Origin of the sequence: Leptospira abararensis, assembly GCF_016918735.1 — a bacterium.
Lineage (GTDB): Bacteria > Spirochaetota > Leptospiria > Leptospirales > Leptospiraceae > Leptospira_A > Leptospira_A abararensis.
The window spans coordinates 16,759-32,756 of sequence record NZ_JAFFPR010000029.1 but is presented as its reverse complement, the minus strand read 5'-3'; the positions used below and the strand labels follow the sequence as shown (position 1 = coordinate 32,756).

The 15,998-nt window shown below is 38.7% G+C and carries 10 protein-coding genes; 3 read left to right on the top strand and 7 right to left on the bottom strand.

The window, feature by feature from the left end:
* Positions 1 to 47: 47 nt before the first annotated feature.
* Together JWG40_RS09970 and dnaE are read right to left on the bottom strand one after the other, a co-directional pair.
* Positions 48 to 1,148: an AraC family transcriptional regulator gene (locus JWG40_RS09970; protein ID WP_205285665.1), complete on the bottom strand. Its 1,101-nt coding sequence runs from the start codon at positions 1,146 to 1,148 to the stop codon at positions 48 to 50.
* 5 nt (positions 1,149 to 1,153) lie between these two features.
* Positions 1,154 to 4,651 (bottom strand): DNA polymerase III subunit alpha, encoded by a 3,498-nt coding sequence (gene dnaE / locus JWG40_RS09965; protein ID WP_205285714.1) that lies wholly within the window; start codon positions 4,649 to 4,651, stop codon positions 1,154 to 1,156.
* Positions 4,652 to 4,814: 163 nt separating this feature from the next.
* Here dnaE and cobT point away from each other — a divergent pair, with 163 nt between their 5' ends.
* Genes cobT through JWG40_RS09950 form a run of 3 tightly spaced genes read left to right on the top strand, consistent with a single transcriptional unit; the run spans position 4,815 to position 7,278 of the window.
* Positions 4,815 to 5,870 carry a nicotinate-nucleotide--dimethylbenzimidazole phosphoribosyltransferase gene (gene cobT / locus JWG40_RS09960; protein WP_205285664.1) on the top strand — a complete coding sequence of 352 codons (1,056 nt, stop codon included), beginning with the start codon at positions 4,815 to 4,817 and terminating at the stop codon, positions 5,868 to 5,870.
* Between the two features lie 8 nt (positions 5,871 to 5,878).
* Entirely contained in the window at positions 5,879 to 6,700 is an 822-nt protein-coding gene (locus JWG40_RS09955; protein WP_205285663.1) for an adenosylcobinamide-GDP ribazoletransferase, read from the top strand.
* Positions 6,685 to 7,278: a histidine phosphatase family protein gene (locus tag JWG40_RS09950; RefSeq protein WP_205285662.1), complete on the top strand. Its 594-nt coding sequence runs from the start codon at positions 6,685 to 6,687 to the stop codon at positions 7,276 to 7,278. Before JWG40_RS09955 ends, JWG40_RS09950 begins: the two co-directional genes overlap by 16 nt.
* A gap of 74 nt (positions 7,279 to 7,352) precedes the next feature.
* Here JWG40_RS09950 and gatB read toward each other — a convergent pair whose 3' ends face one another.
* The 5 genes from gatB to JWG40_RS09925 all read right to left on the bottom strand — a co-directional run bounded on the left by gatB (position 7,353) and on the right by JWG40_RS09925 (position 15,979).
* Positions 7,353 to 8,816 (bottom strand): Asp-tRNA(Asn)/Glu-tRNA(Gln) amidotransferase subunit GatB, encoded by a 1,464-nt coding sequence (gene gatB, locus JWG40_RS09945; protein WP_205285661.1) that lies wholly within the window; start codon positions 8,814 to 8,816, stop codon positions 7,353 to 7,355.
* Between the two features lie 59 nt (positions 8,817 to 8,875).
* Positions 8,876 to 9,979: a bacteriohemerythrin gene (locus JWG40_RS09940; protein WP_205285660.1), complete on the bottom strand. Its 1,104-nt coding sequence runs from the start codon at positions 9,977 to 9,979 to the stop codon at positions 8,876 to 8,878.
* Positions 9,980 to 10,171: 192 nt separating this feature from the next.
* Positions 10,172 to 11,647, bottom strand: coding sequence for an aldehyde dehydrogenase family protein (locus tag JWG40_RS09935; RefSeq protein WP_205285659.1), 1,476 nt, complete (start codon positions 11,645 to 11,647; stop codon positions 10,172 to 10,174).
* Between the two features lie 85 nt (positions 11,648 to 11,732).
* Positions 11,733 to 13,877 (bottom strand): adenylate/guanylate cyclase domain-containing protein, encoded by a 2,145-nt coding sequence (locus JWG40_RS09930; protein WP_205285658.1) that lies wholly within the window; start codon positions 13,875 to 13,877, stop codon positions 11,733 to 11,735.
* The gene (locus tag JWG40_RS09925) at positions 13,865 to 15,979 is read right to left on the bottom strand and encodes an adenylate/guanylate cyclase domain-containing protein (protein ID WP_205285657.1); all 2,115 of its coding nucleotides are present in this window, start codon (positions 15,977 to 15,979) and stop codon (positions 13,865 to 13,867) included. Before JWG40_RS09925 ends, JWG40_RS09930 begins: the two co-directional genes overlap by 13 nt.
* Positions 15,980 to 15,998 lie beyond the last annotated feature (19 nt).

Below are 15,998 nucleotides of genomic sequence, written 5' to 3'. Positions count from 1 at the left end.
GAAGGAAATGAAAACTGTCGTCTTGGAGAATTCTTTGAGACGTAGATTTAGTTGGATTTTGATTGTTTACGAAATTCGGAAGGGGTGGTGCCGACTGTTTCTAAAAAAACTCGGTTAAAGGTTGATTTTGAATTGAATCCAACGGCATCCGCAATCGAAAGAATGGACCTCTCGTCTGATTCCAATAACAATCGTTTTGCCTCATCGATTCTGTATTGGTTGATGTATTGGTAGAATCCGAACCCATACCGTTTGTGAAAGTATTCTGAAAGTTGGCCTGGTTTGACTTCTGCCATATCTGCGAGTTTAGAAAGGCTGAGATCTTCATCACAAAAAACCTTTTCGCGCATCAGTTCGTATAACCTTTGATCGATGGTTTCTAATTGAACCGATACTAGTTTAGATTTTTCGTATTTATTTCTTTGGATACTCTCTCGTACATCGCTGACAAAAGGGGTCCAAAGTTCTCTAGTAAAATAGTAAAAATACATAAGGACAGGCAAAAGATAAGCACTGAGTTTACGAAAAAAAGCAACCTGAAATGTAAATCCAATACTTCCAAGTAACAAATCGATCCAAATCAGAAGAATGAATACCAGAGAATAGATGGCTTTTTTTGTAAAAAAGACGGACAAACGAACATTCGGAATCCATTCTTTGACAAGAAATATTCCCACTGAAAGTAAAATAGAAACTTTAATTCCGAAGTTTAAAGCCACTATGATGGAACCATATTCTGTATTACTCAAAGATTCTAAAATTTCCAATCGATCTATATCAGTTCCTGAATAAAAGGGAATCAAAAAAAGAACAGCAAGAGTGGAGGGAATAAAATGGAAAACTTTGATATGGATCGGTTTTTCCAAAAACAGAAATTCTAAGTACAAATAGAGTAATGTAGAAGATAAAAAAACAAAAGGGATATGGATGAGTGCAATCGAAGGAAGATACTGATAAAAACCAGTGAACATAAAGGCGCCGGTGAGTAACCAAAGCCCTGTGGAAAATAAAATAAAAGACCAAACAAATCCTGAAATATTACGATTTCGAACCAAATTGGATAGAGACCAAATCAAACAAAATACTGATCCCGAACCCATCCAAAGAAACTCTAATAATAAAGTTAAAGAAAGAGAGGCAGTCTCCACAAACTTTATCCGAACACTCTCACTTCTTCGCCAACTGTATAACGAACTGCACCTTTTCCAAGAATGTCTGTTAACATTTTCATCAGGTCAGAACTTATTTCGATGGAGAAATGATCATGGGCACGGATGACTTTTTTCTCATCACCGTTACCCACCAAGTGAAAGAAAACAGAAGAGGCTCCACGATGAACTGATAAAATGTCTTGGAGTTTCAAAATCACATCTCTGTTTTTTTCTTCCAACATATTGATTGTTAAATGGAGAGTTTTTTCCATTTTCTTTTCAATCGTAACAGAATTTAGTTCTTCTAGTTTGTTGACTATGATTTGGCCTTTTAATTCTGATTCATCGGCATCAAGGCGTTCCAAAATTCCACGAATAAAAACTGTATTGTCTTCTGTGAATAGGTGTTTGAATTCTGCATAGGTTTTGGGAAAGGCAACACACTCGATCTCACCGGTCTGGTCTTCGATCATAAAGTTCACAAACTCTTCTTTTTTCTTAGTGAGTTTTACCACTTTTTTTGAAAGAACCCCTGCAATTTCTACTTTGGACTTAGGCCGCACCTCTTCCAAGTTTTCGATCGTAGTTGGATTGAGTGTTTTTAATTGTTCTGTAAATTTATCTAAGGGATGGCCAGAAAGATAGAGTCCTGTGGTTTCTTTTTCTTTTCGAAGAAGTTCATCTCCATTCCACTCAATTCCATCTTTGGGAAGATTTAGGTTTTCTTCTCCGCCACCATTGACACCACCAAACAGAGAAAATTGGCCTTCTTTTTCTTCCGCTTGTTTTTTGTTAGCATAGTTAAGAATGATATCTGTTGATTCAGAAATGGTTTTTCTTGAGTATCCAAAGGAGTCAAAAGCTCCACCTTGTGCAAGAGATTCCAATACCTTTTTGTTTGCCAGTCTTGTATCTAGTTTCTTGGTAAAGTCTCCCAATTGGTTGTACCCACCCAAGGAATTGCGATTGGAAATGATATTTTCTGCAGCAAGTTCCCCCACACCCTTGATGGAAGAAAGGCCAAATCGAACTGTTTTGTCATCGGTGATTTCAAAAGAAATTCCCGACTCTTTGACATCGGGACCTAAAATCCGAATTCCCATCTCTTTGGCGTTATTGATGTATTTCACCACATCTGTAATTTTAGAATGATCTCCTGATAGAAGCGCAGTTAAGTATTCAATAGAATAATTTGCCTTTAGAAAGGCTGTTTGATAAGTCACAAAGGCATAAGCAACTGAGTGAGATTTGTTAAATCCATACTCACCAAATTTTTCTAATTGTTCAAAAAGTTCAATGGCCAGTTTTTCATTGATCTTTTTTTCGATAGCACCTTTCACAAACTTTTCTTTTAAGGCAGGGAGTTTCGATTTATCTTTTTTGGCCATCGCCTTACGAAGAACATCCGAGTCACCCACAGAGTACCCTCCCATAATTCGGGAGATACCCATTACCTGCTCTTGGTAAACCACTACGCCGTAAGTTTCACCTAACACCTCTGCTAAACTCTCGTGAGGGAAAACTACTTTCTTTTTACCGTTTTTACGATCTAAATAATCATCCAACATTCCAGATCCCATAGGACCTGGACGGTATAACGCAAGTAAGGCGGCAATTTCTTCAAATTTTTGGACTTGGGCCTTAGCAAAAAGGTCGCGAATTCCGGAAGAAGAATCTAACTGGAATATCCCAAGAACATTTGCTTTTCGTAACAAACTAAATGTGGCCGCATCATCTAAGGGAATTTTATCTAAATCGAGTAAGATACCATGACGTTTTTCAATCAGTTTAGTGGCATGATGGATGGTCGTTAAGTTTTTTAAACCTAAAATATCCATCTTGATCAGTCCCACCTGTTCCGACATATTTTTGTCGTATTGGGTGACTATGGAACGACCGTCTCTACCAGGTTCACTAACGGTAGATAAAGGAACAATTTCTTCCAGAGCTGTCGGAGCGATGACAACACCTGCCGCATGACGCCCCACCTGACGGTAGTTACCTTCTAATTTCTGGGCAATATAAAAAACTTTTTTGTTTAAATCAGATTTTTCTGCAATATCGCGAAGGTCTTTTGAAGTATCGACGGCTTCTTGGATGGTAATTCCCAGTTTTTTGGGAAAAAGTTTACTCATCTCGTTTACTTCAGAAAACGGGACATTAAAAACACGAGCCACGTCTTTGATCGCAGCCTTTGCCGCTAGAGATCCAAAGGTGATGATTTGGCCTACTCGGTTCTCACCATACTTATGTTTGATATAATTGATGACTTCCTCGCGTCTTTCCACGCAAAAGTCTGTATCAATATCTGGCATATCCTTTCTATCAGGATTGAGAAATCGTTCAAAGAGGAGATTGTAACGAATGGGATCCACATTGGTAATGCCTAATGCATAAGCAATGATAGATCCTGCAGCAGACCCGCGTCCCGGTCCTACAGGAATTCCTGCTCGCCTAGCAAAATTTATATAATCTTGAACAATAAGAAAGTATCCTGCAAAATGCATATTCCGAATCGTTTGCATTTCATATTCCGTTCTTTCCCGAACAACAGGCGTTATATCTTGATATTTTTCCTGGATTCCTTCCCAAACAAGCTTTTCTAAATAGCTGTCTGTGTCAAAACCTGCAGGAACTTCAAAAGGAGGAAGGAGTGGATTTCCAAATTGGAAATTTAAAGAACATTTATCACGAATGGCCAATGTATTAAAAAATGCATCTTTATGATCAGGGAAAATGTTGATCATTTCCGCAGGAGACTTTACATAAAAGTTTTCATTGAATCCGAAACGCATTTCATCATCGATGTTTTTACGCATCCCGATACGAAGTAAAATATCTTGGGCTTCTCTATCGTCTTTCGTAAGGAAGTGTGAATCGTTGGTGAGTACAAGAGGAATGCCGGTTCGTTTAGAAAATCCCATAACGGCTTCTGCAACAATGCGTTGTTCAGGAATCCCATGGTCTTGGATTTCTAAATAAAAATCTTCTTTGCGGAAAATTTCGTGTAAACGGCCAGCTAACGCATACGCCTTATCTGCTTTGCCTTCTAAAATCTTTCGGTTGACTTCACCAGCAAGACAAGCAGTTAAACAAACAAGTCCTTCGCTATACCTCTCTAATAAATCATAATCAATCCTTGGTTTGCGATAAAATCCTTCTGTGAAAGATCGACTTGCAAGCTTTATGATATTTTTATAACCAATTTCGTTTTTACAAAGTAAGATGATGTGATAAGCACCACCGTCAGCGATTTCATCTAGTTCAGTTTCGGCACTGCGAGAAGGTGTTACGTAAAACTCGCACCCAATGATAGGTTTGACATCGTGTTTGACAGCTTCTTTATAGAACTCAATTGCCCCATACATGTTTCCATGGTCTGTGATGGCAACCGAACTCATACCGAGTTCCTTCACACGTTTCATCAAATCGCTGATCCGTATGGCCCCATCCAACATGGAATAAGTAGTATGTAAATGAAGGTGAGCGAAATCTTCCATGGCTTGGTGACATAGTAACTCCGATGGGTTCCCACGTAAAGCGCCCCAAGCAGGGAATATCGGATTTTTTTTGGCCCAAATAGCCAAATCCCAAACCTCCCTGCCCCGTCCAAGCCCAAAAACGATGGAAGCGGATACCGGCTCGGTTAGACTGGTTTTGTTTATGTCACCATTTTCCCTACCCTCCATTTCTCCCGTAACCGATGTTTTGCGAAGATCCATCCGCAGTAAAATTGACAATAAAACCAAACCTTTGGGTTCCTTGGGAGATTTGGAAACCATCGCCCTGCAATTGGCAGAAATCCAAAATACGCTTTCGCCCGAACTAAAAAATCCGAAGCTCATCCTTTTTGCAGCGGATCATGGAATAACGGAAGAACCAGTCTCCTTATATCCTAAAGATGTGACATGGCAGATGGTTTTGAATTTTTTATCTGGTGGTGCCTGCGCCAATGTCTTTGCCAAACACAGTCATATCGAAATGGAAGTTGTGGATGCAGGTGTCGATCACGATTGGGCAGAAAATGCCCCAAAACCTATCGAAAGAAAAATTCGAAAAGGAACTTCCAATTTTCTAAAATCGAAGGCTATGTCGCTGGATGAGGCGAAAGAAACCATTTTGAATGGGATTGAACTTCTAGCGGAAGAACAATACCAAGATACCAACGTATTTTTATTTGGCGAAATGGGAATTGGGAATACTTCAGCAGCATCTCTGATTCTATCTCATCTAACAGACATTCCTCTAAGAAAACTTGTAGGAAAAGGTACAGGTCTAAATAATAGCGGAAAAGAAAATAAGTTTAAAATCCTTTCTGAAGCGTTTGGCAGAACAGGAAAACTAAACGATCCATTAGAAATACTTTCTGAATTTGGTGGATTTGAAATTGGAATGATGGCAGGTGCGATGATTGGAGTGGCTGCACAAAGAAAAACATTTGTTGTGGATGGTTTTATCGCAACAGCTGCATTTGCGATTGCATTTGCACTGAACCCAACAGTAAAGGACTACGCCATTTTTTCACATCTATCCGAAGAAGAGGGACATACTGTAGTTTTAGAACATTGGAAAATAAAACCGCTTCTTAGGCTCAATCTTCGTTTAGGTGAAGGTAGTGGTGCTCTTGCAGCTTATCCACTCATTGAACTAAGTGTTAAATTTCTCAATGAAATGTCTTCTTTCGCTGATGCTGGTGTTAGCAATTCGGATTCAAAATAAAATATTATATGCATTTTTTATTAAGAGAAATTCGCCTATTCTTTGTTTGTTTGTCTTTTCTTTCCAGAATTCCCTCTCCTCAGTGGATTGGTTTTCAAGAGGAATGGTTACATAAATCAATCAAATATTCACCAACAGTGGGAATCATACTCGGAACCTTACAATGGTTTGTTTATTTGATTTTCCAATTGTTTTTTGGTCCCAGTATTGCCTTTGTCATCTCGTTAGGATTTTTATTAATCCTAACGGGTGCCTTTCACGAAGATGGGTTTTCTGATTTTTGTGACGGGATTGGAGGAGGTTGGAAAAGGGAAGATATCCTTCGGATCATGAAAGATAGTCGTGTTGGCAGTTTTGGAGCTGCCGGGATCTGTATACTACTCGTTCTAAAAATTTTAGGTGCCTCCGAGTCCCTTGCAACCACTGGATTTCGCTTAAGCCAATTACAATTTTTGGGGACCAATCAGCTAATTACAATTTGGTTATACTTTATTTCAGCACATAGTCTGAGTCGATTTTTTTCAGTCCTTATGATGAAACTCCTTCCCTATGCTAAAGAAGAAGGTTATGCAAAACCAATGGCAAAAGAAATTACCTGGCCACAAACTTTCTTCGCAAGTATAGGAGGACTAGTTCCTTTTCTACTTCTGTCATACCAACATCCCCACTTTTTCTTAAGTTTGATTCTTATCATCCCCAGTCTATACTATATGTATTCTCTGATGAAACGTTGGATTGACGGCTTTACGGGCGACTGTTTAGGAGCAGTCCAACAAGTAGTAGAAACTTGCCTGTGGATTTCGGGAGTGTTTGTATGGACCTCTATTTAATTCGCCATCCAGAAACGATAGCTCCCAAAGGAACTTGTTATGGCCGAACCGACTTCCCTCTCAAATACCCTGTGGAAGATACAGCAGATTCTACTTTTCCTCATTTACCGCCAAACTTTGACCATTTCCTCTCAAGTCCCGCACCCCGAGCCTTAAAACTATCTTCCGCACTTCTAGCTAAATACAACCTTTCCAAGGCAGATCATTCCTTAATTCCAACTGACGAACGTTTGTGGGAAATGAATTTTGGAGATTGGGATGGGAAACTTTGGGAAGAAATTCCAAGAAAAGAAACCATCCCCTGGATGAAAGACTTCGTCAATGCCAGGACCCCCGGAGGAGAAGCCTTTACCGATCTAATCTTTCGAATGAATGCTTTTATAGAAGATTGGAAAGAAGGTGGAAACTTACGAACCCATTGGGAAACAAACAACAATCAATCGCTACGATCCCTCATTGTTGTTTGCCACTCAGGTCCTATTCGAGCAGTTCTTTGTAAACAGTTCGGAACTCCATACGAAGAAGCATTCAAATCCCCTGTAGACTTCGGATCAGTACACAAAATAGAGATAGTCTAACATCCGCCAAACGGCAGAGCGAACCCGTTAATTCCTCTGCCTATCGTTATCTAGAGCTTGCCGTTGCAGAAAGACTATACCTTCTTTTTTTCGCCGAGTGGACCCAACTTAGCAAGAATCAGTTCATTCACAAGTTTTGGGTCTGCCTTGCCTTTAGTTTCTTTCATGACTCCACCAACGATAGCACCAAGCACACGATCTTTTCCGTTTTTCCAACCTTCAACGGATTCTGGTTGAGCCTCAATCACTCGTATTACAATTTCTTCTAATGCTTTGTCATCCCGAACTACTTTTAAACCTTTGGATTCCACAATGGCTTCCGGTTGGTCTTTCGTGGTTAGCATATCTTCGAAGATAGATTTTGCGATTTTTCCAGTGATCTCTCCTGAATTGATGAGTTTCACAAGTTTACCAATACGTAATGGATCAATGGCAAATTCCTGAATGGAAATGTTTTCTTTGTTTACGATTCCAAGGATTTCATCCTTTACCCAGTTGGATGTTTTTTTAGCATCCCCCGAGACGAGAAGTGCTTCTTCAAAGTATTCAGCAATTTCACGTTCGCTCGTAAGCACTTCAGCATCATAATCAGGAAGTCCCAGTTCTGTTTTGTATCTTTCTTTTTTTTGTCTAGGAAGTTCAGGTAAAGTTTTACGAATGTCTTCAATAAAAGAATCAGAAATTTGAATGGTTGGTAGATCTGGCTCAGGGAAATAACGATAGTCATGGCTCATTTCTTTGGAACGCATAGGAATGGTTTTGAGTAAAGTAGCATCCCAAAGTTTTGTCATCTGACGAAATGACTCACCACGAGAATACACATCCTTTTGCCATTCAATTTCATAGTCTATCGCCTGTTTTACGGCCTTAAAAGAGTTAAGGTTTTTAATTTCTACCCGAGTTCGAAAACCTTTTTCACCAATATGTCGAATGGAAACGTTGGCATCACAACGAAGTGACCCTTCTTCCATATTACAATCCGATACTTGAATGTATCTTAAGATTGTTTTTAGTTCATTCAAATAAACATAAGCTTCATCAGAAGAACGTAAGTCAGGTTCCGAAACAATTTCAATGAGAGGGGTTCCTGCACGATTGTAATCTACATAAGACCTGTTGATGGATGGATCATGAGAATGGATTAGTTTTCCCGCATCCTCTTCCATATGAATACGAGTGAGGGGGATGAACTTTTCTTCTGTTTCCCCTTTCAATTTGATATGGATTCCACCTTGCGTTGCATAGGGTTTATCAAACTGAGAAATCTGATATCCTTTCGGTAGATCAGGGTAAAAATAATTTTTACGGTCGAACTTTGTAAAACGTGTGATCTCACATCCAAGAGCAACACCGGCACGAACGGCTTTTTCGAGAACCACTTCGTTTAACACTGGCAATGTGCCAGGTAATGCCACACAAAGTGTTGAAATATGAGTATTGGGGCTACCACCGAATTCGTTTGTGGCCGTAGAAAAAATTTTAGATAGAGTGTTGAGCTGGACGTGAACTTCCAGACCGATGATGACTTCGTATTCCATGGGTTTGAAAACAGGATTTTCCCGGAAAATGAACCTGGCAATTCAATTTCCGACAGAAATTAATCTAGCGGGTCTGGAGCCGTTTGCATTACCAGTTTATATAGGTTTTTTTGCTCCCGAGAGATGCTAATTTCGCCAGTTTGGTGTAGTTTTTTTGTAAACTCAGAAAGTTCCCGCACTCGAGATTCAAAAGCCAGACCAATTTTTTTATCCTCAAGGGCAATATGGGACAAAAGCCAATTTCGTAAGTCCTGGACCAAATGTAATCCAGCCCGCGGATTTCCTAATTTAAATTCATCGTTTCTTGTTTTGATAAAATCAATAAACCGTTTGTGTTGGTTCATATGGTTGACCACATCAGTATATCGAAAGTAACGCATAATTTTATCTTCCACACCAAAATGATCTTTTGTATATTCAATGGCGGCGGTTATGACCTTATGGAAGGTATCGCTAGCACTATCACCTAACTTTAGTGAATGATCTAATTCAACAATCATTTTCAAAAGCCAAATGTGTTGTAAATCAATGATAGGAATTCCTGTAGAAAGATTATATGTTTTCCAAATATTTCTGATTTCTTGAATGGTATCAATAGATTGTTCGTGAAGTGAAATATGTGTTGTATCCATTTGTACAATGTTTTGATAAATCAAAAGTTGTTCTTTGGAAATCGGATATTTACCAGACTTTAAAATTTCATTACAGTAAGATTTTAAATCAACACCACTTGCTTTAAAGAACTCTGCATAATCGGTATCATCATGTAAGATATGTTGGAAAAGCCATTTTTTGAGAATTTGTAAAATACCCAAGGCAGCCATTTGGCTATCTTTTGCTTCATAGTATTTTTCCGTTAACCGTTCAACAAATTTGCGGTGGCCTTGGATATGTTCTGAAAATTTGGGATAGTTAAAATGTTCCAAGATATCTTCTTCTAATGCAAAATGTTCTGCCACATAGTCCAAAGCTTTTCGAAAGGACGAATGAACATCAACATCAGCTCCATCTTTTTCGGAATCAACAATGGTTTCTTCTAATTCAAGGATGATATGAACCAACCAAACATGTTGTAAGTCAATGATGGGAATTCCGAGATGGAAAGGTTCACTTAACCATGTGATTCGTAAGGAATCTAAATGTGCGGAGTAATCCTTTTGCATAATTCCACAAAAATAATCACTAGTGCGATGTCACTGAATTAGAATCATTTTAGGAATTGATATTTATCAGTACTTTCTAAAAAACGAGAACATTGATAAAGGGATGAGGAGTTACTGAGATTTTGTAGCGGATTTATGAGGTGCACTCCCGAGTATTCCCCAGGAGTGTTTTATCCCTAATGCGAAATTAGACTAAACGAAAAATTTAGTGGTTAACTTCACCATAAGTCTCACAAAACCAGAGTAAGGTGGATACATCAACTTAGCGATGGATGCCTTTGGAGTTTGTAAAACAGATCTTTCATGAGAAAAAGTTTTAAAACCAAAAATTCCGTGGTAACTACCATGCCCAGAATGATTCACTCCACCAAAAGGTAGGTTTGGATTCACTAAGTGAAGGATGACATCATTGATCACTGCCCCACCGGAACTGGTTCTACGTAAGACATATTTAGATGTACTTCTCTTTTTTGTGAAAATATACAAAGCCAATGGTTTCGGTTTTTCGTTGATGATGTGGATGGCTTCATCCAAAGTTTTGTAAGTAATGATTGGAAGGAGTGGTCCAAAAATTTCATCTTCCATAATACGAGCATCTAAAGACACATTCGTAAGAATGGTTGGTGAAATAAAGTTATCAGAACTTCTTGTTTCTCCACCATAAGCAATTTTGGCACCTTTTTTCACCGCATCTTCTATATAAGAAGACACTCTTCCAAAGTTCTTTGCATTCACGATACGGCAAAAATCTGCACTTGCTGTAAAATTTTCAGGTTTGGATTTAAAGAAATTTTCTGTTGTTTCCTTTGCATTTTTTACAAATTCGTCTACTTTGGATTCAGGAATCAAAAGGTAATCGGGGGCCACACAGGTTTGGCCGGCATTTAAAAATTTTCCCCACATGATCCTTTCCGCAGCCACTTTCATATCGGCATCTTCTGCAACAATTGAAGGCGACTTCCCACCCAATTCAAGCGTTACGCTTGTGAGGTTTTTTGCCGCTGCTGTCATAACAATTTTACCCACAGGAGTAGAGCCAGTAAAAAAGATATGATCGAAAGGCACTTCAAGAAGGGCTGTGGCAACAGCAACATCACCTTCAAATACAGCAACTTCCTCTTCGGAGAACACTTCACTTAACATTAATTTAATGACATCGGCAGTATGTGGAGTGAACTCGGAAGGTTTTAACATCACAGTGTTACCCGCAGCGATCGCAGCAGCCAAAGGGGCAATCGCTAGATGAAATGGATAGTTCCATGGAGCAATGATGAGGCAAACACCTTTGGGCTCATAAACGATACGACTGGTTGCCCCAAGTAAAGTGGGTGGTGTCATTACGTTTTTTGGGCGCATCCAATGTTTTACATGGCGGATGGCATCATTGATTTCGGCAATCGTAGGAAGAATTTCTGTAATATCGACTTCGCCAGATGATTTTTTAAAATCAGAATGGAGTGCCGTTTGGATGTCTTTTTGGTATTTAAGGACAGCGTCTTTTAGTTTCTTTAGTTTTACAATGCGAGTTTTGAAATTCGATAATCGAAGTTCCAAAGCCTTTGCCTTCTGCGCCTTGAAAATACGGTCAATATCAGATGGAGTAAAACTTTTGGTTTGGATCACAGCCTTTCCAGTGGTAGGGGCTTGTGTAAGAGTGGCTTGGGTCATGGGAATCTCCGTATTACTGACTCTCGTTCATTTAGAGAGGAAGTTCAAGAACTTTTTCAAGAAACGGGGCGAATCTATGTCTTTTTTATGCCAAAAACCCCTTCCCAAATCCGGGTGGTGTGCCGTTTTGCGCATACAATTCGGTGCGTTCCAGATATAATTTGGCCGCTTTGTCAGAAGGATCCATTCCCACAATCGCCCGAAATCCGATCCCGGCCCTTTCAAAATCCCCGTCCCAAAATAAATTCACACTATCTTCGAACTGATCCTTAGTTTTTAACTTTATTTCAAAGGATTCTTCCACACCCTCCACCAAAACTTGGGCAATTCCAATTAACTTTTGTTTCGCTGGAATCTTAATAAAATCTAACAAACGGTGAGGATAAGAATCTGGATGGTGTAATTCGAGTAATGCATCGAGACTAATGATAATTTTGGCGCCGTATTTTTTGGTCATTGATTCCAAAGAATTGGCAACACCCATAGAGTCAGAAAGGACAGCAGACTCAATCCTTTGTTCTTCACCAATAATACCGAGCATAAGTTCTCCAAAATGAATTCCTACCCCAATCTGAATTTCAGCAACGCGGTGAGACCTTTCCTCTTTGTTCCACCTTGCAGTAGTTTTGTGCATTTCAATCGCTGCCGATAGTGCATCTTCTGGTTGTCTTTCAAACAAAGCTAAGATGGCATCTCCCACATACTTTTCTATAAATCCATTGTGGGATCTGATAATAGGCCCCACTTGGCGCAAATAATCATTCAGAAAAAGAAATGTTTCCTCAGGACTTAGAGCTTCAGAGATAGCTGTAAAATCACGAATATCTGAAGATAATACGGACATCTGTTTTACGATAAAATCTCCACGTTTAACTCTGGATTTGGATTGTTGTGAAAACAACTGAATGAGTCGCATAGGTACAAACTTCGCATACACATGATTAGATGATTCAAGTCGATTGTTTACTTCTATTAACTCATTTGTTAGCGTATCCATAGAAGAATAAAACCGAGCATTCCTTCTCGCAAGAAGGATACTCTGGAACAAAAAAAACACAAAAAGAGAAAACGGCATAAAAGGTTGCGATTGAAACCAATAATTCCCTGCCATCAAATCGTGAGTAGACCCAAGCATAAGTAGCAGTGATCCATAAAATACTAAACTACTATCTCTCTTTCTTTGTCGATAGATCTTAAGGATCACATAAAAAGAACAAACACTAAAAAATAGGATCACCACTTGTGAAAAAATGTTTGTTTTGGTGAAAAGTTTAGCATCTGTCAAAACCACAAAGGACACATAACAAGCAGTTATACTCCAACAAGAATATAACATCCACTTAGGAACTTCTGATTTTCCAGGAAACAAACTCTTTAAATATCCTAAGAAAAAACAGACAAGCAGAGGAGCCGATGTGTAATCTAATACTTGCATCCAGTGCCAGGAAAAATCTGGAAATGCATAAACAATATAGTAGTTATCGAGGACAACAAGTCGCAGTCCAGTAAACAGACAAAACAAAGAGAAGAAAAGAGAACTTTTTTCTTCTCTGCGAAAGAGAAAAACTGTTAGTTGGTAAAGAGCCATAGTCAACATGGCACCAAATACAAATACTTCACCCGCAGAATAAATTAACGATTCGTTTTGAATGACTTCTTTGGTTCCAATGTCAATTGGTTTTCTGTACCCACCCCGAGCATGGTGAAAATTGCTAACCACAAGGAGTATTTCTTGTTCGTAATCATCTGGTTGAAAGGATACATATTGGATTTGATATTTGGGAATGGCACTCAGCTCATCTGTTCCCACCTTTCCAGAACTTGCGATTTTCTGGCGATTGATATAGAGTTCATAGGAACTCGTTGCTGGCTGGACTCGCAGATAATAACGAATTTTTGGATCCGGTAGTTTTAATGTTAGGCGAAATACAGCAAAGCCGTCTCCACCTTCTCCTTCCGGTCGATAAGAATTCCAGGAAGAAGGAACTTTAACATAAGTTTTATTAGGTTCCTTTATTTTTTCGAATAAACTTTCACCGTAAATTTCCCCCCAATAGAATTCCCATTCACCACCTGTAGAAAGTTTTTTCCCATCTTTTACATAAGAAAAAGGAAGTTCTAAATATCCTTTCACTGCTTCGGGAGAAGAATCAAAACTACAAGATAAAAATAAAAATGCAGAAATAAGAAATAAAAAACTGAACGGGATGGTCTTCATTATTTTTCCCATGCAGAAACTCCATCCCAATCTCCACCTACTTCTGCAGTTTGGTAATACTCACATCTTTCAATATAAATTTGCGCAGCCAAATCATCTGGATTGTTTGCAAATACCGCGCGAAATTTTTCTAAAGCGGATACGAAATTGGCGCGTTCATAATCAAAAATCCCAGCTTCAAACTCTTCTTTATTCTCGATTTTTTTATTAGAAATAATATCGATACCGGGGATCAAAACCTCAGCAATCATTACTGATTCTTGTTTGCCCTGAACTCGCACAAAATCCAAAATTCGATAGGGAATTGTATCCAAATCTTCATGTAACATAAGCGATGTTACACTGACAAGTATTCTTGCTCCATATTTTTTTGTTAGACCCTGGATTCGACTCGAAAGATTAACTGTATCCGAAATCACTGTTGATTCAAATCTTTCTTCCTCTCCCAAAATTCCAAGCATGGTATCACCTGAATGGATTCCAATTCCAGCATGTAATGGCAAATATCCTAAAGTTTTCCGACGTTCATTGTACTTTTCTAATTCCCATTGGATATCTTCAGCGGCCTTGATTGAGTTTTGAATTCCACCATCGAATAATGCCATGATGGCGCTTCCAATGTATTTATCAATAAAGCCATTATTTTTACGAACACATGGCCCAATTCTTCCTAAATAAGAATTGGTAAATAACATTCTATTTTCAAGAGGTATAGAATAAATAATATCCCAATATTCCCAAATATCGGCAAACAAAACTGTAATTTCTCTTTCGCTACTATCACCTAACCGAACCTCTTCGATACTTTCTTTGTCTAGGTGGGTCAAAAAATCACGGGGAATAAACTTTGCATAAAAACGGTTTGTTAAAATAAAATGTTCATTAATAATTTCAAACTCTTCTTTTAACAAAAGTTTTTTGCGAAAGTTTCTTGCCGTACGAAGTGTAACAATAGTGGATTGCACTCCGAAAAATAAAAAGACCGCAATTTGAGAGAAAATGGATTCCCCTTCTCCACTGTAGGCGAGAAAAACATCATACACAAATCCAACAAATAAAACCAAATACCCTAAAAAGAAAATTCCGGCTTCTGGTAGACCTTTGATTACCATTTGAGACAAACGGATTCCCAAAAAAACTGCGTAAACTATACCCAATATTTGAAAAACTATTTCAAATTGAGTGTAGACTTCCGGTTTTATGATCAAACCATAAACTAACATAAACTGTACGTAGGCGCTAAAGTATAAAATGATTTTAGTATCAATAAAACGAGGGAAAAGACCATCCACAAACCATAAAAACAAAATCCCCAGGACGAAAACGGAGGCATACTCTACATATATCACTAATTCCCAAGGGATACCAGGAAACATGGCATAAATAGTTTTACTCCCAATGAAAGGAATCCTTGCAGCAAATACCAAACAGAAAAACCCGAAATAAAAAGCTTCTCTCTGTTTTTTTCTATAAAAGAATAAAATGAAATGGTATAAACCAAACATAAAGATAGCACCCGTTAATGCTAAATCAACGGTACTTTGAGCTAATATATAATTTTGAACACTTTCTGCAAGACCAAAGACCGGTGCATTAGGGAGCCCACCCTCTTTGTGATGGAAATTACTTACCTCTATCCGGATTTGAAGGTGATCTTTTGTTACAGTCGTAAAACTTTGACCTTGGGCACTTGGTGTCGTTGTTTCTTTTGTAAGACCAGGGACACCAGACAACAAACTTCTGTTACCTGCCATTAGCTTAAAAGAGGTCCTGGCTTCAGGTAAATAAACGGAGTATATTTGATTTTCTTCCGGAAGTTTAATCTCTAAAACATAAGTTCCATACCCCTTACCATTTTGAATCCCCGATCGCAATGGCATTTGGTTCCAAAGGGAAGGTACAGGAAGACTATTGGGTGAATCTGCATCTTCTGGAACATTCAATTGTCCTGGAAAAAATTTCCAATCCCCTTGTAGGGCCATAGCGGCCCCCGACTCAAAAGGAAATTTTCGCAAATCCAATTCACCCGATTCGATTTTAGGTGAGGGAGCAACCATACGACAAGCCGTTGCCAAAAATGCAATGGAAAGATAAATGAATGTCTGACGGGTCATCCCTAACCTTCAGAGACTC